Raw genomic sequence first — 22,544 nt, forward strand, 5'->3', positions numbered from 1 at the left:
TAGTATACAAATGATTCATTGAATCAGGATTTGTATTAATTGACCAGTTTTTTGCGTTAATAAGAGTTGTTTTCCCTCACATCATTCATTTCTTATTTTGCGTATTTGTTATTGTTTCTACAAGGCTATTGATATAAACCTCTATATTATCATAGGCAGTACTTAGATTTCTTCCGTTTGCATCATATTTGTTGGGGTTCAATCCGTTGGCGGTTTCCCATTCGTCAGGCATGCCGTCATTGTCAGAATCGGTAACTTGTGGCAATGATTTTAATGTTGGCCATGCGTTCCAGTCGCTACCAGCTCCGGAAGGCTTTAGGTCTTTCTGACTATCGATAAGTCCGCCCTTAGGATAATTCTGACTTTTCCAATGGATGATACCTTTGTCGCAATGTTCACAAGGACCGTTCGGACAGGGTTCATCTCCTAATCCGTTGTGTTCGTTCTTTCCGATGAATTGTGCCGTTCCTGTGCGTGTCTCTTCAACGATACGAGTATCTATATCATCTCGTTTGAGACTGCAACCCGCATATTTCAACACCAGTTCGTAAGCTTTTTGTGCCGTGTGGGTAGTTACCGCATCTACTTCTACCGGAGTATCCCGTTTCAGTTCATCGAGAGAGTGACCGGTGTTGTTACGGATACCAGTCCAGTTGTCTTTGTTCACTTTTGCGGCGGCTGCTTCTGTCAGTTGGTTTCCCGCCTCGAAGTAATTCCGGCTGATATGATACTGTCCCAATACCCCTTTGATTGGTGCAAAATCTCCATCAGAAGAGCTGATGTCGATAGCCATCACACGATTGGCCACTTTGGCATCCGTAGCGGGTCCGGGTTTGTAGTAGTTGTCCACAATGTTAATACCCATTGCTGCGCCGCCATAACATCCGTTACCGCTCCAGTTATAAATAACATTATTACGCATATCAGTACGTTCCTGACCTTGATATTTTACTCCGGAACCGAAACGTGGTGTACGACTGTCATGGTGGGCCATCAGATTATGATGATAGGAAGCGTTGACTCCTCCCCAAATACCGCCATATCCATGAGGGCCTTTGGTATGTCCCGATAAGCGGAGACTTTCTGAAATAATACACCATTGCATGGTAAAGTTAGTATTATCATAGAATGAAGCACATTCGTCAGTGCTCCAACTGATGGAACAATGGTCAATCATGATATTGTTTTTCTGGCGTCCTCCCAGAGCATCTGCACCGTCGGAAGCCGAAGAACCCAGCAAATCCGTATCTCCCATCCGGAAACGCAGGTATCGTAGAATTACATTATCGGCCGATACATTTACTGGAAAGTGAGCCAGGCAGATACCGTCTCCGGGAGCTGTCTGTCCGGCTATCGTGACATCACCGTTCCGAATGTCCAGTGTCGATTTTAGATAAATGGTGCCGGATATACAGAAGACAATTATACGAGGCTCCTTTTGTTCGATGGCATACCGGAGGGTACCCGGTGCTTTGGAGTCTTCCAGGGATCTGACAATATATACCTTTCCACCTCTTCCTCCTGTAGTGTTCATTCCTCCTCCTTCAGCTCCGGGAAAGGCATATGCTGTTTCTTCCACTGGTGGAGATACGGAGGGAGAATCCGGTGGAGTCTCCTGTTCTTTATTTTCTTCATTGACTGAAGATGTGGAACAGGAGGAGAACGCTTCTACTTGTGTGGCAAACAGTAGTGCCACGAAAATGAATTTTACCTTGTTGTTTTTCATATCTTACCTGATTTTTTATAAAGTGTGATGATAGTGATACTGATACAAATGTAAGCGGATAGAATTTGATAGACAACTGGTTGCATAGATAGTGCACCAGATTGCACAAAAAGTCCGCAACTTTTGAATGATATTAAAAAAGTCCACGCAAACAAACAAATAGTGAGAAAGTATTCATGTTGTCCCGTATACTTTTGTAACGTGAAATAGTAACTGCTCAAGGCAGGACGACCAAATAATAATGGAATAAGAATCTATCATTAAGAATATAACAAATAATTTATGAAAGCACATTTATTTTCAAAGATGTCCCAAGGACTATTGTTGTTATCAGCTTTGCTGACAACAAGTTGCAAGGAAAGTAGCAATAACTTTTTTGTTCCCGACCATGAAGCCCCTTCCTTGGTGTCTGTAACTCCTGTAAATGGTGAAACGGCAGAAGAAAACAATACGATTCTGCTTACTTTTAACGAGTATGTGAAAGCGGGAGAAGGGAAAGCGAATTTTAATGGCGAGGAAGTGGAGTTGACTTTCAAAGGTAAAACAGCGTCTTACGCTTATACTGCTTTGGACTATAATCAGGCCTGTCAGTTCAGCCTCCCCAAAGGTGCAGTCATAGACTTTCAGGGAAATGTATTCGAAGGTGTCAGTATTCAGTTTACAATCAGAGAACGTCCTCAACCGGAAGCACGTATATTTGATGCGGTGGTCAGTCTTGACGGAAAAGGGAACTATACCAGTATACAGAAAGCAATAGATAATGTCCCCTTGAAAAGAACAGAACCCTGGCTCATTTTCGTGGCGAACGGAACATATGAAGAACAAATTATTATTCCTGAAGACAAACCGTATATTCATCTCATCGGACAGGATGTGGATAAGACAATTGTCAAGTTACGAATTAACAGCTCAACCGAAGCCAGTGCGACTGATCCGGATGTGTGGAAGTACTCTTATAAGAACTTAGGAAAAACGGAAGCCGCTATGGTATCAGTGAAAGCTACGGATTTTTACGCAGAGAATATATCTTTTGTAAACGGATATGGCAAAGAATTACAGAAAGGTCCTATGGCATTGGCAATGTATACCCAGAATGACCGCAACTCATTCAATAATTGCAAATTCCTCTCGTATCAAGACACCTGGCAGACCGGGCCTAAATCGGATAACGGCAGACTGTATGCACAGAATTGCTGGATTGAAGGAGCCGTTGATTACTTCTATGGAAACGGGAATTGCTTCCTCGAACATTGCACCTTTTATAATATGAGGGATGGCGCAATTATTGTTGCTCCTTCTCATAAAGTAGGAACACGTTGGGGATATGTGTTGAATAATTGCATTGTGGATGGAAATGAATTGGCTGATACAGAAAGTGTCAAGTTGGGGCGTCCCTGGCATAATTCTCCGATAGCTGTATATCTCAATACGATCTTTAATATAAAGATAGCTCCGGAAGGATGGACGGATATGGGAGCTATTCCTCAAATGTTTGCTGAATATAACAGTAAGGATAAGGAGGGGAATACTGTAGATTTAAGCCAGCGTAAAACGCAATATACCTATCAGGATGAACAAGAGAATCTGGTGACAGGCATTTGTCAGGCTGTCCTTACGGCAGGTGAAGCAGCTCGGTATACGTATGAAAACGTTGTTCGTGAGGGCGATAATTGGGACCCGAAGAAATATATGGAACAAATATCCGCACCGGAAAATCTGAAAAGAGAAAACGGAATATTAAGTTGGGATGCTTCAAAATATGCAATTTGTTATTTGGTAATTGCGAACGATGAAACTGTACAAATAACCAAAGAAACGTCTTGTAATGTTGAGGAAGGAAAGACATATCAGGTGAAGGCCGTTAGTGAGTATGGGTCTTTGAGTGAACCTTTAAAAGAGTGATGACAATTAAAACTTTAAAATATGAAAATGATAAGTAAAGTATTCAGTTGTATGTTGGCTTTTTCTTCTCTGTTGGGGAATGTGGAAGGACAAAACATCTATAGAATATGGTATGACAAACCCGCTTCTTATTGGGAAGAGGCACTCCCGGTTGGTAATGGACGGATTGCAGCAATGGTGTTCGGTGACCCTCAACTGGAACAAATACAGTTGAACGAAGAAACAGTGTCGGCAGGCTCTCCTTACCAGAACTATAATGAAGAAGCAAAAGCGGCTTTGCCGGAAATGCGCCGATTGATTTTTGAAGGAAAGTACGAAGAAGCGCAGAACATGGCGGCAACGAAGATTCTTTCACAAGTGGGGAATGAAATGCCTTACCAGACGGTGGGGCGTCTGAATATCCGTTATCAAGATCACAAAAAGGTAAATAATTACTATCGTGATCTGGATATAAGCAATGCAGTAGCTGTGACCCGCTACAAAGTAGACGGAGTGGAATTTACCGAAGAAACATTTGCATCATTTACCGATCAACTGGTTATCAGGCATATCAAAGCGTCCAAACCGGGTGCAATCAATTGTGAACTGTTTTTTAATACCCCGATGAGAGATCCGAAACGTAGTATTTATGGAAAGAAAGGTTTGCGGCTGGAAGGTATTACGTATGGCAGCCGTTATTTTCCGGGTAAAGTGCACTATTGCGCCGATTTGGATGTGAAACATAAAGGTGGGAAAGTAATAACTGCCAATGACACGTTGCTTAGCGTTCAAGGAGCCAGTGAACTTACATTGTATATCTCGATGGCGACTAACTTTGTCAACTATAAAGATATATCGGGCGATCCGTATCAACGGAATAAAGCTTATTTGAAAAATGCAGCGAAAGATTATAGTAAAGCGAAAGCCGCTCATATTGCTGCTTATCGGAAACAATTCAATCGTGTAACTTTGGATTTGGGTGAAACTTCCCAAGCCAATAAGCCGATGGATGTACGTATCAAGGAATTTTCTTCATCCTATGATCCGGCATTGATAGCATTGTATTTCCAGTATGGACGTTACTTATTGATTTCATCTTCACAGCCCGGATGCCAGCCCGCCAACTTGCAGGGCAAATGGAATCATAACCCGGGGCCTCCCTGGAGCTGCAATTATACAACGAATATTAATGCTGAAATGAATTACTGGCCGGCGGAAATCACCAACTTGGCCGAACTTCATAAACCATTCATCCAGATGGTACGTGAATTGAGCGAGAATGGGCGTGAAGCTGCCAGTCGAATGTATGGTTGTCGTGGCTGGGTGTTGCATCATAATACGGATTTGTGGCGTATGACGGGTGCGGTGGACCGTCCTTATTGTGGGACATGGCCTGTGGCTAATGCATGGCTTTGCCAGCATTTATGGGACCGTTATTTGTTTTCCGGTGATAAGAAGTATTTGGAGGAAGTATATCCGATGATGAAAAGTGCTTCGGAATTCTTTGTCGACTTTCTGGTACGCGACCCGAACACGGGTTATCTGGTTGTCACTCCTTCCAACTCACCCGAGAATTCTCCGCGCTGGATAAAGAAGAAAAGTAATCTTTTTGCAGGAATCACAATGGATAATCAGTTGGTTTTTGATTTATTTTCAAATACATGCGAAGCTGCCAAAGTGCTGAACGCAGATACTGATTTTTGTGATACATTGAAGAATATGCGCCGGCAGTTGCCTCCGATGCAGGTAGGGCAGTACGGACAATTGCAGGAATGGTTTGAAGACTGGGATCATCCTAATGATCGTCACCGGCACATCTCTCATCTTTGGGGACTATATCCCGGTTATCAGATTTCTCCTTATCGTTCTCCGGTACTTTTTGAAGCGGCAAAAAACACATTGATACAACGGGGAGATCCTTCTACCGGTTGGTCAATGGGATGGAAAGTTTGTTTCTGGGCCCGTATGCTTGACGGGGACCATGCTTATCAGTTGATAAAGAATCAGCTGACTTATGTCAGCCCTGAAATACAAAAAGGACAGGGAGGCGGAACGTATCCTAATTTATTCGACGCTCATCCACCTTTCCAAATAGATGGTAACTTCGGTTGCACGGCTGGTATTGCCGAAATGTTGGTGCAAAGTCATGATGGTGCGATTCATTTGTTGCCTTCGTTGCCTTCGGAATGGAAGAGCGGGACAGTGAAAGGGTTGCGTGCCCGGGGAGGTTTTTTGATTGATGAATTGACCTGGAAGGACGGTAAGCTGGTAAAAGCTGTGTTACGTTCGGAAACCGGAGGCAATCTGCGCCTGCGCTCTTACTGGAAATTGGCTGCTGAAGGAGCATTGTTGAAACAGAAGAAGGAAGAGGAAGCGAATCCGAACGCATTATTTAAAGTACAGCAAATCTCACGCCCGATGATTAGTGAAAAAGCGCCTTTAAAAGGAGTGGCATTACGTGATACTTATTTGTATGATGTGGATACACGCGAAGGAGAGGTGATTATTGTTACAGTAAAATAAGACATTCTATATAAAAAGTCCACGCTTTTGCATAAATAATGAGTGGAAAACAGATGTAAAAGTGTGACTTTTGTAACATCAAAAATGAAAAAAATTAATCAAGATAATACTATGGATGTACAAAGACATTTATTTTTGAGAAGATGCTTTGCGTATATATGTTGCTTGCTCTTGTGCTTTATAACGGCGACAACAGTATATGCACAGAAGGTATCTGTGAAAGGAACGGTGGTGGATACCAACGGCGATGCTATTATTGGTGCTAGTGTGAAGGTGTTGAAAAAGTCCTCCGTCGGTACAATTACCGACTTGGATGGAAATTTCACTTTGTCTGTTCCCGAAGATGCAACAAAGTTGGAAATTAGTTTTGTAGGAATGAAATCAGTTGTTGCGACTGTGAAACCGGGCAAACATCTGAAAGTTGTGTTGGAAGAAGACAATCAGACTTTGGACGAAGTGGTAGTGGTAGGATACGGAACCTCACGTCGCGGAGATTTGACCGGTGCAATTTCTTCAGTGAGTGAGAAGGTTTTGAAGGATATTCCGATAACTTCTGCGGCTGCGGCTATTACAGGAAAACTGGCAGGTGTGAATGTAGTGGCTACTGATGGATCGCCCGATGCAACAATCCAGATTACAGTGCGTGGTGGTGGTTCTATTACCCAGGACAATTCACCGTTATATATTGTTGACGGTTTTCAGGTGAGTAATATCAATGATATTCCTCCCGGTGATATTCAAAGCATTGATGTTTTGAAAGATGCTTCTTCTACCGCCATCTATGGAGCTAAAGGTGCGAACGGCGTTATTCTTGTTACTACAAAAAGCGGTAAGGCGGGAAAAACAGAAATCTCATTCAATGCTCACTGGGGTGTCAGTAATGTGTATAATCTGACGGGGGTACTTTCACCTTACGAATACTACTGTTATCAGAAAGAACTTGATCCGGGCACCTCTCTGACCAGTAGCATTAATTCGATGTATGGACGTTGGGACGATCGCAATATTTATCGTTCGGTAGAAGGCAAGAACTGGCAGGATAAAGTATATGGAAACACCGGATTCAAACAAAGCTATAATGTTGGTATAACAGGAGGAACGGATGCTACATTGCGTTATAATTTGAGTTATACGCGGGATGATGAGAAGTACATTATGCTCAACTCCAATTATGTGAGGGATAACTTGAGTGTGAAGATGGATAAAAAGTTGAGTAACAAATTGAAGTTTGAGTTTTCTAGCCGTCTGACTAGAATGGTGATTGACGGTGCGGGTACCAATGGAGGTAAATTGAGAGATGCCGTTCTTTTCTCGCCAATCAACAGCCTTGCAAGTATAGATGCGGGAGATGCTTTGGGGGGTGAAATTGATTACTCGGATGATGCATTGTTATCATCATTGAATGATCCTGTATATAATACAGTGAATGAATATAAGAAGCAAAACCAGTTTTCTATGACTTATAATGCCGGATTTAACTGGGAAATTGTTAAAGGATTGACTTATCAGCTGAAAGGTAGTTACGCATACACTTATAATTATACCGATAATGTCTGGTTAAAGAAAACCGGAGAGTCTAGCTCCAATGCCGGTCAGCCCGTAGCCAAACGTACGGATGAGAAAGGTGCACGATGGAACTTGCAGAACATATTGAGTTACCGGTTCTCTCTGAAAAAGAATCACCGCCTTGATCTGATGGCCGGACATGAAATGGTGAGTAATTACAGAAATCAGATGATTGCCTCATCCAAATATTATCCTATGGATTTTACGGCGAGCGAAGTGTTGGCTATGTGGAACTATGGAGAATCCCAACCAACGTATACCACTATTGGTGAACCTTCCCGTACGGCATCTTACTTCGGTCGTTTAAACTATGCTTTCAAAGATCGGTACATGTTCACTTTTACAGCCCGTGCCGACGGAACGAATGTGTTCGCTCCTGAAAACCGTTGGGGATTTTTCCCGGGTATGGCATTGGCATGGCGTATTTCCCAGGAAAAATTTATGAAGCAGACGGAAGACTGGCTGGATAATCTGAAACTTCGTGTGAGTTACGGGTCAGTTGGTAATGCGCGTGTCAATTCATACTGGAGACAGGATTATAAAATGGAATCTTCTGCCAATAGGCAATATTATCTAAATGAAACAGTACAGAGTGCCCTGAAATTGCAGAACACCTTGCGGAACGAGAATCTGACTTGGGAGACGAAGTTATCCTCTAATGTGGGAATAGATGCCAGCCTCTTTAATAGCCGTTTGAATGTGACGGTTGACTTCTATAATGATATAACGAAAGATTTAATCTTACGCATGGATCTTCCTTCAAATTCGGGATATGAATATCAGTATCAGAATGTAGGCCGCAGCACGAACAGGGGAGTTGAACTTACGCTTAGCGGAACGATTATCAATAGTAAAGATTTCTATCTGGGCGCTAACTTCAATATATCATTCAATAAAAATATAGTGAATAAACTGGATGGAACGGCAACCGTATTGAGTGCGCAATCCAACTGGCGACCGGATATCGGCTCTGATGATTTTCGTGCTATTGTAGGTCAGGCGGTAGGACAGATTTATGGATTCGAAGTAGAGGGCTTTTATTCTGTAGACGACTTTACGTTTGATGAGAATACGAAAAAATGGATACTGAATAAAGGGGTAGTAGACGACAGGGCTTTGTTCTCTAACGACTTGCCTAACTTTGGTCCGGGCTTTATCAAACTGAAGGATCAGAATAATGACGGTGTGATTGACGCGGATAATGACCGTAAAGTGATCGGTAGTGTACAGCCAAAGCATATTGGCGGATTCGGGCTGAATGCTGCATGGAGAGGGTTTGACCTGGCGGCTATGTTCAATTGGTCGTATGGTAATAAAGTATATAATGCCAATAAGATTATGGCATCCACTCATACGAATCGTAAATATAATAATATCAGGGATTTTATGAGCCTGGAAAACCGTTGGTCGATTATTGATCCGGAAACGGGTGCCAATGTAATGTATGGTAATGATGCTAATCCGGAGCGCTTTGTTGAAATCAATTCCAAAGCCTCTATCTGGATGCCTATGATGGGGCGTACGCTTGTGACGGACTGGGCGATTGAAGATGGTTCTTTTTTGCGTTGTAGTAACCTGACGTTAGGGTATACGCTTCCGGTTACTGTGACTCGTAAGCTAGGAGTCAAGAATCTGCGCGTGTATGCTACGGCCAATAACCTGTTTTGCTGGACAGCTTATTCCGGACAGGATCCTGAAGTGAGCACACAACGTTCTACCCCTTTGACTCCGGGTGTGGATTATTCTGCATATCCGAAAGCACATTCTTATGTATTCGGTCTTAATGTTACTTTTTAATACTTGAAAAATGAAAATACAGAAACTATTTTTAGCAGTTTTATCCTCCTCTGTGTTATGCACTTCGTGTATGGATAATTTTTTGGATACCGAAAGTCCTTCTATTCCAAGTGATGAGAATCTGTTTAAATCGACAGCTCTGACGGAAGCAGCCCTGATGGGTGTGTATGCGACAATGACGGACACCTATATATATGGTCAGAAACTGTGTGTCAACTGGCAGGGAGCTTCTGACGTGGAGGTTGGCTCGGGTGCGTTTTCTACGGAAAACTATAATTCGACACTTCGTGATGAAGGTGCTGGCAATTTTTATGACGATAATTATAACCGGAATACCAGATGGGACAAACTTTATTATCTGGCAGAATCCGCCACTACTATCGTAGATGGTATACGTCGGTCCACGTTGATGCAATCTACTTCGGACAAGGCTGCCATGCGTAGATATTTAGGAGAGGCATTAGCACTAAAAGCGTTAGGCTATTTTGAACTGATCCGTTATTGGGGAGATGTGCCATATAAAGAGCATGCGTCTGAAAGCGGATTGGGAAATGTCTATATAGGAAAAGTGGATCGTGATATTGTTTATAATTATATCATAGAGGATTTGAAAGAGGCAATTGAATATCTGCCTTGGATGGGAGAAGAATCATATACGGTAGAACGCATGAATAAAGGTTTTGCCAAAGGACTGCTGGCAAAAGTAGCGCTATTTGCCGGAGGATGGTCTGTACGGGATGGAAATCAGTTTCCGGACTTGGAGGTGGAACATCATCCGACCATTCCGGAAATGAACGGATATTTCGTCGGTCGCCCTAAGAATTGGAAAGATTATTATGAGCTGGCTGCCAAACAGTGTGCGGAGATTTTGGGAGCGACTGATAATCCTCATGAGCTTGATCCCAGTTATGAGAATATTTGGTCTACTGTCAATCATCTGGAATACAACAAGTATAATGAAAACCTGTTTGAAGTTGCTTTTGGTGAAGGACAGAATGGAGATGTGGGGGCCACGATGGGATACAACCTGAACAGAGGGGTTTTTAATACCACCCAAGGTATGGGAGGGGCAGGATATGCGGCTACTACTGCTTACTATTTTTATTCATTTGATCCGGCAGACACCCGTCGGGATGTTACTTGTGTTTTCCAGGAATATATCAATGAGAATGGAAAAAATAAGGAAGTTATTCGCTGTAACCCATTAGGAGTGGCTTGTGGTAAATGGCGTTGGTATTGGATGACTGATAATTATATGAAAGTCCGTTTCCCGAAAGCTAATTCACGTATTGCTACTGGTATCAACTGGATTTTGATGCGATATTCAGATATTTACCTGATGTTTGCGGAGGCTCAAAATGTATTGACAGGGCCGGATGCAGTTAGTCCGATTGCTGGTATGTCTCCCCGACAGGCTTTGGAAAAGGTTCGTGAAAGAGCATTTGGTACTGGTGCTCCCGAAATCACGCAGTATGACGCGGATTTCTTCACGGCTATTGTCAATGAACGGGCATGGGAGTTTGGTTGTGAATCTATTCGTCGTCAGGATTTGACACGTTGGGGATTGTTGGCGGAGAAAATAGAAGAGATGAAAATAGGTCTTTGTATGTTGTATGACTACAAGCCGGTGACTATTTTCGGGAAGACTTATCAAGTGGATGAAATACCGAGAAAAATCTATTATAAATATGAAGACTCTGATAATCCGGAATACATTGATATGTCGTCCGTTAATTTCAATGAGGACATGGGAACCGGTACTGCTTCTGCATCAAAAGGACAGTATGAGTGCAACTGGATCAGCATGCAGGTGACATTGAATAAGGATGGTGATATAAATGCAACCCTGAATACTAATTATGTGAAAACAATGGCTAGAATATTGGTTTGCGGTACAGGTCTGAATGCGTCTTACGACTATTCGAATTTGTTTGGCAGGTTGAACTGGGGCGGTGAGGCCGAAGCGGAGTTCCGTAAATATTCTGTTGGTAATGGAGTGTGTAATTATCGCCATGTATTCGCTATTTATTATGAGGATGTCAATAAGACGCAAGGGTATGTTTCTAATTCGTATGGTTATAAATAATTAATGGTAGGAAAAGATGAAAAGACTAGTTAATAGATTATCCGGAGCATGCCTGTATGTACTATTGGCTTTGATAGTGGGTATGTCTTCCTGTGAGGACGATGCCAATGACTGGACAGTTAATAAGAACTATGATGCTTTGTTCCGTCCGTTGACGTTCGATAAGTCGGCTACCGATGCGACTTCGGTTACATTAAGATATTCGCAGATTGTGAATGCAAAAGTCTATATTTTTGAGTTTTATACGGACAGCTTGGAGTTTAATGCGGAAAATTATGTAAGGACAGATACGATTCTGAAAGATACATTGACTGTATTTTCAGAGAGTAATACGCCTATGAGGATGGAATATCGTACTTTGTTTCAGGAGTTCAACGGTTCTACGCAATATTCTGTTCGTATGAAAGGAGAAGATGCGCAGGGAAAGGCAAGCACTTATGTCAGTGTAGCATTTAAAACTCCGGATGAGCAATTATTTACCGGAGTGGAAGTTACAGCTAATTCCGCAACCTTGATATGGGAAGAAACGAACAGAGTAACTCATCTGACGTTGGCTCAAATGGTGGATACGAAATATGGTGAGGAAAAACAGATTGATTTGACTTCGGAAGATATAGCCGCTTGTTCGAAAACACTCTCCGAATTGGAGAATGGAGCGACCTATCGTGTTCGGATTTATAATAATGATGCATTACGTGGTTCGTATGTATTCAAAACACTTGGATTGGGTGGTAGCGAAATCCTTTTTGTGGAGGCTACGGAAACCGGAGTCATTGATTTAAGTACATTGTTATCTAATTTTGTGAAAGAGAAAGAATGTAGCAATGTAACTGTCCAACTTACTCCGGGGGCGGTGTATAAGGTAAGTGAACTAAAGATTCCGGGATTGGATAATATATTATTTACCAGTACGGAAGCTAATGAGAATAATCGTCCACAGCTTATTGTGACTAATAAAATATCATTGGCTTCTCCGATACAGTCTCTGTCATTCGAGTTTGTTTGCCTGAATGGAAATGGCGAGGCCAGTTATATGACGGATTGGAAAAATAGTTCTTATGCCCAGTCTATTTCATTCACAGGCTGTGCTATACAGAACATAAAACGTACGCTTGTACGTATTAGCAACGGAAGTGGTGTGTTCATGACGGATATTACGATTGATAACTGTGTCATATCCGAAGTTGGTACGGACGGATATGGAATGATTAATTTCGGAAAAAATATCGATCAGTTGGAAAAGGTTTCTATAACGAATAGTACATTGATTAATATTGGTGACCAGTTGATGGACGTGAAAGGGGGAATCGGTGATGTGATATTGGAAAATTGTACTTTCTATAATTCTATGGATGCTAAGAAGGAATTGCCTAAAGTTTTCCGTTTTGATAATGCGGCAAGTACTCCGCCTTCTCCGAAATCTGCGACAATGCGGAATTTGATTTTCTCCGGTCCGAACAAAGGAAAGAAAATGAATAGTGGAAATGGTGCTTATGACATTTTGAACTTCTCTGATAATTGTTATATCACCTCCGACCTGCAGGAAGGCAATAACAGGTTTGAAGAAATAACGAGAATAAAACAAAGCTCGGATGACTTGTTCGTTGATCCATTGAACGGTGATTTCCATATTAAACCGGAAGCCGGGTTTGCCGGAACGGGTAATGCTGGTGATCCACGTTGGTATTAATTGATCCTATAATTGTTAGGTATAAAGAATATCATGAAGAATATTGTATTATCAATTTTATTGATGAGTGCCTGTGCAATGATTTATGCACAGGCGGACTCATCGCCTTATCAGGCTATTGTAGCTGTTGATGGTAGTGGAGATTATAAAACGGTTCAGGAAGCAATCAATGCTGTACCTGACGAACAGACGAAACCTTGGTTGATTCTGATAAAGAATGGCTTGTATAATGAGCAGGTGATTATCCCTAAGAATAAGCCATATGTACATTTAATAGGCCAGGATAAGGATAAGACCATTATTTATTTAAACTTGAATGTTGGTAGTAAACTGACCGGTAAAGAAATAGGTGGAAAAACAGCTTATTGGGAACACTCGGTTCATAATCCTTCCTCTCCAGTTTATAAATATGAGGGATCGGTAGTGGTGGTAAAAGGAGACCACTTTTATACGGAAAACATTTCGTATGTGAATGACTGGGGAGTTTTATCAGATAATGGTCCGCAGGCTTTGGCTATGAATAGTCAGGCAGATTGTGCTTCCTTTTATAATTGTAAGTTCCGTTCTTTTCAAGATACTTGGATGACTGCCAATAATGATGTCAGTCGGCACTATGTGAAAGATTGCTGGATAGAAGGCGCGGTAGACTATTTTTATGGTGGTGGTGATGTGTTGCTGGAAAACTGTACGCTTTATAATGTACGGAGTGGAGCAGTAATAGTGGCTCCTTCCCATAAAGATGCCAAATATGGTTATGCTTTTCGTAATTGCATTATAGATGGAAACAGTGAAGCGGCTGACGGACGTTTGAAGTTGGGGCGTCCATGGCATAATAATTCGAAGACGGTGTATATCAATACCATCATGCTTATCCCTGTCGCTGATGAAGGATGGACGAATATGGGAACGGTTCCCGGGATTTTTGCCGAATACAATAGTCGTGATGCACAGGGTAATGTGTTGGATTTAAGTAAACGCAAAACGGAATATCAATATAAAGACCGCCAAACCGGTAAGGAAGTATCGGGTACCTGTCAGGCAACTATAACGAAAGAGGAGGCGGACAAATATACGTACGAAAATATGATTCCGGGTAATGATGGCTGGAATCCGCGTATTATGATGGAGAAATTAGGAAGTCCGCGCAGTCTGGTTTATCAGCATGGCACTCTTAAATGGAACCCTGTGAAGAATGCGATCGGATATATTGTATATGATGGAGAACAGATTCTCGGGACGACTACTGATACCTCTTTTCCGGTGTCGAAAGTGAATTATGCTTTGAAGGTATCTGCCGTGAATCAATATGGAACGCAAGGTAAAAAAGGTGTATTGTAATTGAATATAGAAAACTGGTAAGGAAAGGGGAGGTGCTTATGAGGCATCTCCCTTTCTTTCTTTATATTCTGTAGGAGTGACTCCCATGATTTTTTTGAAGCGCCTGCTAAAGTACTTCGGGTCATTGAAACCGGTCATATAAGCAATTTGGGAGAAACTGTATTCACTTTTTTCAATTAGTTGGGCGGCTCGTTTGATGCGCATTTCACATACGAAATCTACCGGAGTCAGCCCAACAATAGATTTTAATTTTCGGTAGAATACCGTACGGCTTAACATTAGTTTGTTGGCGAAGTCGTCGATGGTGATATCTGTATTGTCCATTTGTTCCTCCATAAACGCCATTACTTGTTGCATGAATTGTTCATCGTATGGAGTCACTTGAGGTTGTGAAGGCTCCCACCCATTTATATGATCTTCTTCTTGAGTATGCTCTGACAGTTTCGATAAATATAGCTCTTGTAACTGTTTACGTTGACGGAGCAGCGACAAAATTCTGGTTTTTAAGTACGTAGAGCTGAATGGTTTGGTAATGTAGTCATCGATGCCTTGTTCCAGTCCTGCTATCCGATCATCTAAAGAAGATTTTGCTGATAGTAATATAATAGGAATATGGCAGGTGTTATGATCGGCTTTGATTGCTTTCACCATGTCTAATCCATCCATGACCGGCATCATGACATCACTGATTATCAGATCCGGAATGTACTGCTGTGCATATTTTAATCCTTCTTTTCCATTTGCTGCTTCGAGAACAGTGTAAGTCTCTGACAGGATATTCCATAGGAAATGACGTAATTCATTGTTGTCTTCGACAATAAGAATGGAAGTTTTTTCATCCTCTGCGTCGGTTTTATTTTCATTCTCTGCGTATGCTGCCTTGAAGGATGTACTATCCGAATCTTCTTCAGTAGCTTGTATCGTCGGTGAATTATTGTCACTGTCGGATAAAATAAATTCGGCTTGTTGATCGTCTGCAAATGCTTTTTCTTCCTTAGGAAGTGTGACAATGAATTCACTTCCACTTCCCGGCTCGCTTTTCACTTGGATATTTCCGTGATGTAATTCTATTAATTCGCGTACCAGTGAAAGCCCAATGCCGGATGAGGGCTGCAAGATATTGTATTGTGCCAGTGTTTCAAATCGATAAAATAGGGATTGTTGCTTTTCGGGAGCAATGCCAATACCTTCATCAGATACGGAGATGGTGACTTGCTCCGAACCTGTTATCATATTTACCGTTACTTTCTTGCCGTTCGGTGTATATTTGAAGGCATTTGAAAGTAGATTGAAGAATATCTTTTCAAATTTGTCACGGTCTACCCATGCGTATATTTTGTCTGTATTAGTTTGAAGTTGGAAATCAATTCTCTTTTCTTTTGCTATAAGGTGGAAGCTTTCCATTATCTTCTGTAATTGGGAAACGAGTTCTGTCTTTTCTACCAACACTTTCATCTTCTTATTTTGGATTTTGCGGAAATCCAGTAGTTGATTGACCAGACGAAGCATACGTTCTGTGTTTTTATGTACCAAATTTAGATGTTCCCGAACTGTCGGAGAGATTGTTTCATGCGCTAGAATTTCTGATACAGGGCTGGATATTAAAGTTAAAGGAGTGCGTAATTCATGTGAAATATCAGTGAAGAAGCGTAATTTGATATTGGATAAATGTTGTTCCAAGTCAACCTGATGCCGCAAACGGTAGATATAGAACAGAATGTATACAATGATAGTAGTGAATAACACGAACATGACAATATAGAATAACCATGCCCAGTATGTTTCCCAAAAAGTGGGTAAAACATGAATGGGGAGAGTGCGTATATTATCGGTCCATACTCCGTCGCTATTGCTGGAACGGATTTGCAGTTGATATTCTCCGGCAGGTAAATTTATGTATGTTGCAGAGCGGTTATTACCGGCTTCGTTCCATTCTTCTTCCAGACCTTGCAGGCGATAAGCGTATTCGATGGCATCGGGATTTACATAATCAATGGCTGCAAATTGAAAGGTGACATTACGTTCCGAAGGATTTAGTTCCAGTTCTTTTATGTCATCAAGCGCTACATGAAGTTGACTTCCTTGTATTTTGAGTCCGGTAAATACAATAGGAGGTACATAAGAACTTTTTTTCATTTGTTCTGTGTTGATTTCAAGTATCCCTTGATTGGTTCCGAGAACGATTTTCTTTTGACTGGTTAGTGTGGGAACTGCTTCGGTGAGGTTCAGTTCTCTCTGAAAGTAATTACTTCCATAATTCTCAAATGTTCCTTGTTGTGGATTGAATTTGGATATGGTGTTTTCGGAGATTACCCATAATTGTTTTTGAGTATCTTCGAGCATTGAAAGTACCAAATCAGAAGCTAATCCGTCTTTGATTGTATAACTTTTGAATTGTATATCTTCCGTGAGTAGATTTTTAGAGATAATCTGGCTGATTCCTCCGGTGAATGTTATTACATAAGTGTTTTTTCGACTGTCAGTAAATATTTGCATGACATCATTACTGCTAAGGCTGGAATCTACGTTAGGGATACGGTTGCTATGATAGAACTTAATTTCTTCTGGCTGATCGAACTTATTGGAGAATGTAAGTAAACCATTGGTTGTGCCAATCAATAACACTCCGTTGGGGGCTTCTGCGATATGTCTTATTTTGAGTGAAGTAGAAACAGGATAGTTTTTCAGCCGGTTGCCGCTATGGATAAAGTTGGTAGAACCATCAGGTGCGTGTGATAATAGGTTGAGACCACCTCCATAACATGCGATCCATATATTGTCATGGCTATCCTGAATAATACTATAGACACTATTGTTACTTAAACTGTATGTATCTTGTGGCTGATGGACGAATTGTTGTAAAAGATAGGAGTGCTCATTTTTCTTCTTTAGAAGGATGAGGCCGTCTTTTTTGGTTCCCATCCATATATTTCCTTGTTTATCTTCCATAAAACAGTACACACTTTTTCCGAAAGTAACCTCTTGAGGGGTGATTATGCCCTGTGGAGAAAGGTAGCCTTCTAATGTCCCATCCGGACGGTAAATTCTGACGTTTCCCTTTTTGGAAGCAACCCAGAGACGTTTCTGTTTGTCGGCAAGAAAAGCACGTATTTCCAATCCATTGTCTATGGGACGTATTTTGTATTTATTGGGATAGAAAGATATTTTGTCTACGCCCCGGTCATTGGTAATCCATACATTCTGTTGCCGGTCGGTATAATAATAACGAATAGAGGGGGCAAATAGGGAAGCGGGATTATTTTCATCTGCAAAGTATAGTTTCAGTTGATTACTGTCGCGGTCATAATAGCATAAATGCCCTTTTTGAGGACTCATCCATAGTGTGCCTTCATGGTCTTCAAAGATCATGTACCGGTTGTCGCGTTCATATTGGATTAGGTTTTGTATAGGAGCTGTGAAGTGCTGCTTATCTCCTGTTTTCAGATTTAGCTTTATCACACCGGAGGTATTGGCAAAGATCCAGACTTCTCCGGTTTTGTCCTGATAAAAAAAATGAGCTTCATTGGATGGCTGGGTGGCTGTCTGTATATTAAAATGCTGGAATTTTTTCTTTTCTGTATCGTATGTTATAAATCCGTTGTCAGTTCCTAAGCCGATCCTGTCATTAGAAGGGGAAATGGAAGATATGGAATAGATATCTGTGACAGGACATGGTAGCTCCTGGAATTTTATATTTCCGTTCTTGGGATCATATATTGCGATTTTTCCGGAAGTTGAGATAAGATATATTCTCTTATTATATTCTTTGACCATTTTGAACGGATAATCGCTGTTGATTCGTTTTTTCCCGATGATGGTTACTCCCTTATCTGTCATGATCCATTCGTCCCCGTCGGAATCTTCGTAAATGTCGAATATCTTGTTTCCTTTTAAATTTTGGTTGAAACTGCTGTATAAAATGATATCTTTTCCTTCTTTGCAGGTTTGCTCATTGATTCTGAAAGCATAACCTTGTTCGCAGGTGATCCATGTAATCCCTTTATTTAAGGTATAGATATTGCTGACTGTGTTGGTCTGTTGCAGGGATGATTCAATAGGAAGGAGTATGTCAATAAATTTTTCTGTTTGAATATCAAATAGATATGCACGGTTATCATAAGATTTGCACCATATATCTCCGTCTTTGCTTTCTGTAATATAAGAGAAACGGTTGGTCGTTAAAGTACAGCCGTCTCCCGGAAATGCTTTGTAATTTTTAAATGTGTATCCGTCGAATTTGTTTAGTCCATTCCAGGTGGCGAACCAAAGAAATCCTTTTCTGTCTTGCATTATATTCACTACTACTCCTTGTGAAAGACCACTGTTGACAGAGAAGTGTTTAATCTGACAAAGCGGTTGAGCAGCCACGGTCAGACTGGTATATAAACATAAAAGAAATGCATAGAATGTTTTCATTATATTCTTTTTTATGTGTAGAGCAAAAATAGATAAAACTGGATTAAAAAGGAAATATAAAACCGTGATTGAACATAAAATGCACGCTTTTGCATATTTAATCCACCTGTCTATCCTCTATCAAGCACAATTATTACCCTATAAGGGGAGAAGATACCTCGTACTTTTGTTTTGACAATTAGAACTGGTAATATTTTAAATGAAAACTATAAATGAAATGTCTATTTATTTGTGTGGTAGGACTTGTTGTAGCTGCAACCGCATGGTCTCGTACCTTTAACATGAAGGAGCTTGGAGCTGATCCCCGAGGTATTGAATCTTGTACGGGGTTAATAAACCAAACGATTGAAAAAGCATCTTTTGAAGGAGGAGGAACAATTTATTTTCCGGCAGGTGTTTATTTGACAGCCACTATTCACATGAAAAGTAATATAACTTTGTATGTGGAGTCCGGAGCTGTTCTTCGTTTCTCTGATCGCTTTGAAGATTATCTTCCTTTTGTGAAGATCCGGTGGGAAGGTACAGTGATGAATACTTTGTCTCCCCTGATTTATGCGCATGATGCGGAGAATTTGACTATAACCGGGCGCGGAACGTTGGACGGTAATGGATTCAAATGGTGGAGCTGGGAGAAAGAAACACGGGAGCTGATTAAAAAGAACGGAGGAAAATTGCCTGCTTTGAATAAACTACAACGAATGTGGGAAGAGGCTAATGAAGATCTGGAAATTTCGGATTATTATAAACCTTCTTTAAAGCGTCGTATGTTTCGGCCTCCTTTTATTCAGTTTTATGAATGTAACAATGTGTTGATAGAGAATGTGAAAATTGTCAATTCTCCTTTTTGGACCATAAATCCGGCTTTTTGTGATAATGTAACAGTGCATGGAGTGACAATATATAACCCATCAAAAGATCCAAAAGGTCCCAATACGGATGGAATAAACCCTTCTTCTTGCCGGAATGTGCGTATTTCTGATTGTTTTATTAGTGTGGGGGATGATTGTATCACAATTAAATCGGGGCGTGATGCTGATGGACGGAAATATGGAAAGGCTTGTGAAAATATAACGATAACTAATTGTGTTATGCTTTCCGGTCATGGAGGGGTAGTTATTGGCAGTGAAATGTCAGGCGGTGTAAGAAGAGTTACAATTTCTAATTGTGTTTTCGACGGCACGGATTCCGGTATTCGCTTGAAATCTTCTCGTGGGAGAGGAGGAGTTGTTGAAGAGCTTCGGGTAGATAATATCGTTATGAAGAATATTCAGCGGAATGCTTTCATCTTTGATTTGTTCTATGATAAGGAATCAAAAGTGGAACCTGTCAGTGAACGGACTCCTGTTTTCCGGAACATTCATTTGAGCAATATCACAGGTTCTGATATCAAGCAAATTGGTTATATTAAAGGGATTGAAGAGATGCCTGTACAAGGTTTGTCCTTTTCAAATATTAATATGCAGGCAGAGGTTGGATTTATAGTTGATATTGCTGAAGATATTCGTTTTGATAATGTGGATTTCTCTTCGCAGACTGGTTCACCGTGGCAATTCAGTAAATGCACGGGTATTGTTTTGAATAATATTCGTTCAAAGTATCCTGCCGATCAGCAGGCAATTATTACTTTTGATGATGTTGATAATGCTATTATTAATGGTTGCTTTCAGATAATTCCTGTGAAGGAATTTTATAAAGCTAACAACAGCCGTATTATAGAGGGGAATAATTATTGGAAAAAAGAGAATTCCAATGAGCCGGAATTATAATATTGTCTGTTGTTTTTTGTTGTTCGGTATATATGAAAAGAACGATATTACAGACAATGTAATATCGTTCTTTTATTGGCTAGTTGGTTGTTTATACCTTACTTGTTATCGTTTTCACGAATTTCCACCCGGCGGATTTTACCGCTGATCGTTTTGGGAAGCTCTTCTACGAACTCGATGACGCGTGGATATTTATAAGGAGCAGTCACTTTCTTCACGTGGTTCTGTAATTCTTTAATCAGTTCCTCTCCGGCACGTGCCTTATAGTCTTTGGATAGAACAATCGTAGCTTTTACTACCTGACCGCGAATCTCGTCGGGTACTCCGGTTATAGCACATTCCACAACAGCCGGATGAGTCATCAACGCACTTTCCACTTCGAATGGGCCGATGCGGTAACCGGAACTCTTGATAACGTCGTCTGCACGACCGACAAACCAAAGGTAGCCGTCCTCGTCTTTCCAGGCAACATCGCCGGTGTAATAAATACCATCGTGCCAAGCTTCGTGAGTGCGTTCCGCATCCCGATAATATTCTTTGAAAAGTCCGAGAGGTTTTCCTTTGCTGGTACGGATTACAATTTGCCCTTGCTCACCGGCTTCAACAGAGCGACCTTCATGGTCGATCAAATCTACATCATATTGAGGATTCGGCAACCCCATGCTTCCCGGTTTCGGTTCCATCCAAGGCATGGTGGCGATGGTAAGAGTTGTTTCTGTTTGTCCGAAACCTTCCATCAGTTTGATACCCGTCAGTTTCTTGAAAGTTTCAAATACGGCAGGGTTCAATGCCTCTCCGGCAATGGTACAGTATTTTAGTGAAGACAAGTCGAACTTTGTCAGGTCTTCGTGAATCAAGAACCGGAAGATGGTAGGAGGTGCACAGAGAGAAGTGACATGATATTCTTGGATTTTTTCCAGAATAGCTGCCGGGGTAAACTTCTCGTGGTCGTAGACGAAGATATTGGCTCCGGCAATCCACTGTCCGTAGAGTTTTCCCCATACTGCTTTTCCCCAGCCGGTATCGGCAATGGTGAGATGAAGGCTGTTTTCATCCAAGTTGTGCCAAAAGCTACCGGTAACGATATGGCCTAACGGATAAGTAAAGTCATGTGCCACCATCTTAGGCTCACCGGTAGTGCCGGAAGTAAAATACATCAGTGAGATGTCATCATTAGTGTTTGCATGGCGGGGACGTACAAACGGAGCGGCATTCTCGATGCCCTGATGAAAATCTTCGAAGCCTTCCGGGATTTCCGGGCCGACACTGACTAGTTTTTCAACAGTGGGACATTCGGGAAGAGCATCTTTGATATGTTGCAGGATGATTCCTTCGCCGGCAGCTACAATCATTTTGATATCGGCAGCATTGCAGCGATAGATAATATCCTTCTTGGTCAGTAGGTGAGTAGCCGGAATGACGGTTGCTCCCAGTTTGTGAAGAGCGATGGTGCTATACCAGAACTCATAACGGCGTTTCAGGATCAGCATCACCATGTCGCCACGACCGATACCCAGACTCTGGAAGTAAGAGGCGGTCATGTCTGTAGATCGTTTCATGTCGGCAAATGAGAATTGGCGACTTTCGCCTTTGTCATTTGTCCAAAGTAAAGCGTTCTTGTCGGGGTGTTCGGCAGCCCAGGCATCTACTACATCGTAACCGAAGTTGAAGTTCTCCGGGACGTTTATTTTCAAGTTTTTGATAAAATCCTCTTGTGAACTGAAAGAGGTCTGTGATAAAAATCTTTCTACCATG

10 protein-coding genes are annotated in these 22,544 nt (G+C 41.4%); 7 read left to right on the forward strand and 3 right to left on the reverse strand.

All coding sequences use genetic code 11. The features are described 5' to 3' along the window. Positions 1 to 85: 85 nt before the first annotated feature. Entirely contained in the window at positions 86 to 1,726 is a 1,641-nt protein-coding gene (locus tag GD631_RS07640; RefSeq protein WP_143257035.1) for a pectate lyase, read from the reverse strand. Between the two features lie 282 nt (positions 1,727 to 2,008). Here GD631_RS07640 and GD631_RS07645 point away from each other — a divergent pair, with 282 nt between their 5' ends. The 6 genes from GD631_RS07645 (at position 2,009) to GD631_RS07670 (ending at position 14,607) form a co-directional block, all read left to right on the forward strand. Continuing rightward, on the forward strand, positions 2,009 to 3,628 hold the full coding sequence (locus GD631_RS07645) for a pectinesterase family protein (protein ID WP_143257036.1): 1,620 nt from the start codon (positions 2,009 to 2,011) through the stop codon (positions 3,626 to 3,628). 21 nt (positions 3,629 to 3,649) lie between these two features. Next, entirely contained in the window at positions 3,650 to 6,130 is a 2,481-nt protein-coding gene (locus GD631_RS07650) for a glycoside hydrolase family 95 protein (RefSeq protein WP_143257037.1), read from the forward strand. A 111-nt stretch (positions 6,131 to 6,241) separates the two neighbouring features. Continuing rightward, positions 6,242 to 9,493, forward strand: a complete 3,252-nt coding sequence (locus GD631_RS07655) for a SusC/RagA family TonB-linked outer membrane protein (RefSeq protein ID WP_074556761.1) — start codon at positions 6,242 to 6,244, stop codon at positions 9,491 to 9,493. Between the two features lie 10 nt (positions 9,494 to 9,503). Further along, positions 9,504 to 11,579, forward strand: coding sequence for a RagB/SusD family nutrient uptake outer membrane protein (locus GD631_RS07660; RefSeq protein WP_074637349.1), 2,076 nt, complete (start codon positions 9,504 to 9,506; stop codon positions 11,577 to 11,579). Positions 11,580 to 11,595: 16 nt separating this feature from the next. Beyond that, positions 11,596 to 13,269, forward strand: a complete 1,674-nt coding sequence (locus GD631_RS07665; RefSeq protein ID WP_074556735.1) for a DUF5123 domain-containing protein — start codon at positions 11,596 to 11,598, stop codon at positions 13,267 to 13,269. 33 nt (positions 13,270 to 13,302) lie between these two features. Then, positions 13,303 to 14,607, forward strand: a complete 1,305-nt coding sequence (locus tag GD631_RS07670; RefSeq protein ID WP_143257038.1) for a pectinesterase family protein — start codon at positions 13,303 to 13,305, stop codon at positions 14,605 to 14,607. A 36-nt stretch (positions 14,608 to 14,643) separates the two neighbouring features. Here the strand turns inward: GD631_RS07670 and GD631_RS07675 are convergent, their stop codons facing one another. Then, positions 14,644 to 19,023, reverse strand: a complete 4,380-nt coding sequence (locus tag GD631_RS07675) for a hybrid sensor histidine kinase/response regulator transcription factor (RefSeq protein WP_143257039.1) — start codon at positions 19,021 to 19,023, stop codon at positions 14,644 to 14,646. 212 nt (positions 19,024 to 19,235) lie between these two features. On the opposite strand from GD631_RS07675, the gene GD631_RS07680 reads away from it, so the two are divergent. Next, positions 19,236 to 20,789 carry a glycoside hydrolase family 28 protein gene (locus GD631_RS07680; RefSeq protein ID WP_143257040.1) on the forward strand — a complete coding sequence of 518 codons (1,554 nt, stop codon included), beginning with the start codon at positions 19,236 to 19,238 and terminating at the stop codon, positions 20,787 to 20,789. A 98-nt stretch (positions 20,790 to 20,887) separates the two neighbouring features. On the opposite strand, the gene GD631_RS07685 is transcribed toward GD631_RS07680, so the two are convergent. Then, positions 20,888 to 22,543: an AMP-binding protein gene (locus GD631_RS07685; protein WP_143257041.1), complete on the reverse strand. Its 1,656-nt coding sequence runs from the start codon at positions 22,541 to 22,543 to the stop codon at positions 20,888 to 20,890. Between the last annotated feature and the right edge of the window lies 1 nt (position 22,544).

This window comes from Bacteroides luhongzhouii (assembly GCF_009193295.2).
Taxonomy (GTDB): domain Bacteria; phylum Bacteroidota; class Bacteroidia; order Bacteroidales; family Bacteroidaceae; genus Bacteroides; species Bacteroides luhongzhouii.

Bases quoted from the DNA above. Each gene is read 5' to 3' on its own strand.
- GD631_RS07680 (WP_143257040.1), top strand. From the start codon at position 19,236: ATGAAATGTCTATTTATTTGTGTGGTAGGACTTGTTGTAGCTGCAACC.
- GD631_RS07675 (WP_143257039.1), bottom strand. From the start codon at position 19,023: ATGAAAACATTCTATGCATTTCTTTTATGTTTATATACCAGTCTGACC.
- GD631_RS07645 (WP_143257036.1), top strand. From the start codon at position 2,009: ATGAAAGCACATTTATTTTCAAAGATGTCCCAAGGACTATTGTTGTTA.
- GD631_RS07685 (WP_143257041.1), bottom strand. From the start codon at position 22,543: ATGGTAGAAAGATTTTTATCACAGACCTCTTTCAGTTCACAAGAGGAT.
- GD631_RS07660 (WP_074637349.1), top strand. From the start codon at position 9,504: ATGAAAATACAGAAACTATTTTTAGCAGTTTTATCCTCCTCTGTGTTA.
- GD631_RS07640 (WP_143257035.1), bottom strand. From the start codon at position 1,726: ATGAAAAACAACAAGGTAAAATTCATTTTCGTGGCACTACTGTTTGCC.
- GD631_RS07650 (WP_143257037.1), top strand. From the start codon at position 3,650: ATGAAAATGATAAGTAAAGTATTCAGTTGTATGTTGGCTTTTTCTTCT.
- GD631_RS07655 (WP_074556761.1), top strand. From the start codon at position 6,242: ATGGATGTACAAAGACATTTATTTTTGAGAAGATGCTTTGCGTATATA.
- GD631_RS07665 (WP_074556735.1), top strand. From the start codon at position 11,596: ATGAAAAGACTAGTTAATAGATTATCCGGAGCATGCCTGTATGTACTA.
- GD631_RS07670 (WP_143257038.1), top strand. From the start codon at position 13,303: ATGAAGAATATTGTATTATCAATTTTATTGATGAGTGCCTGTGCAATG.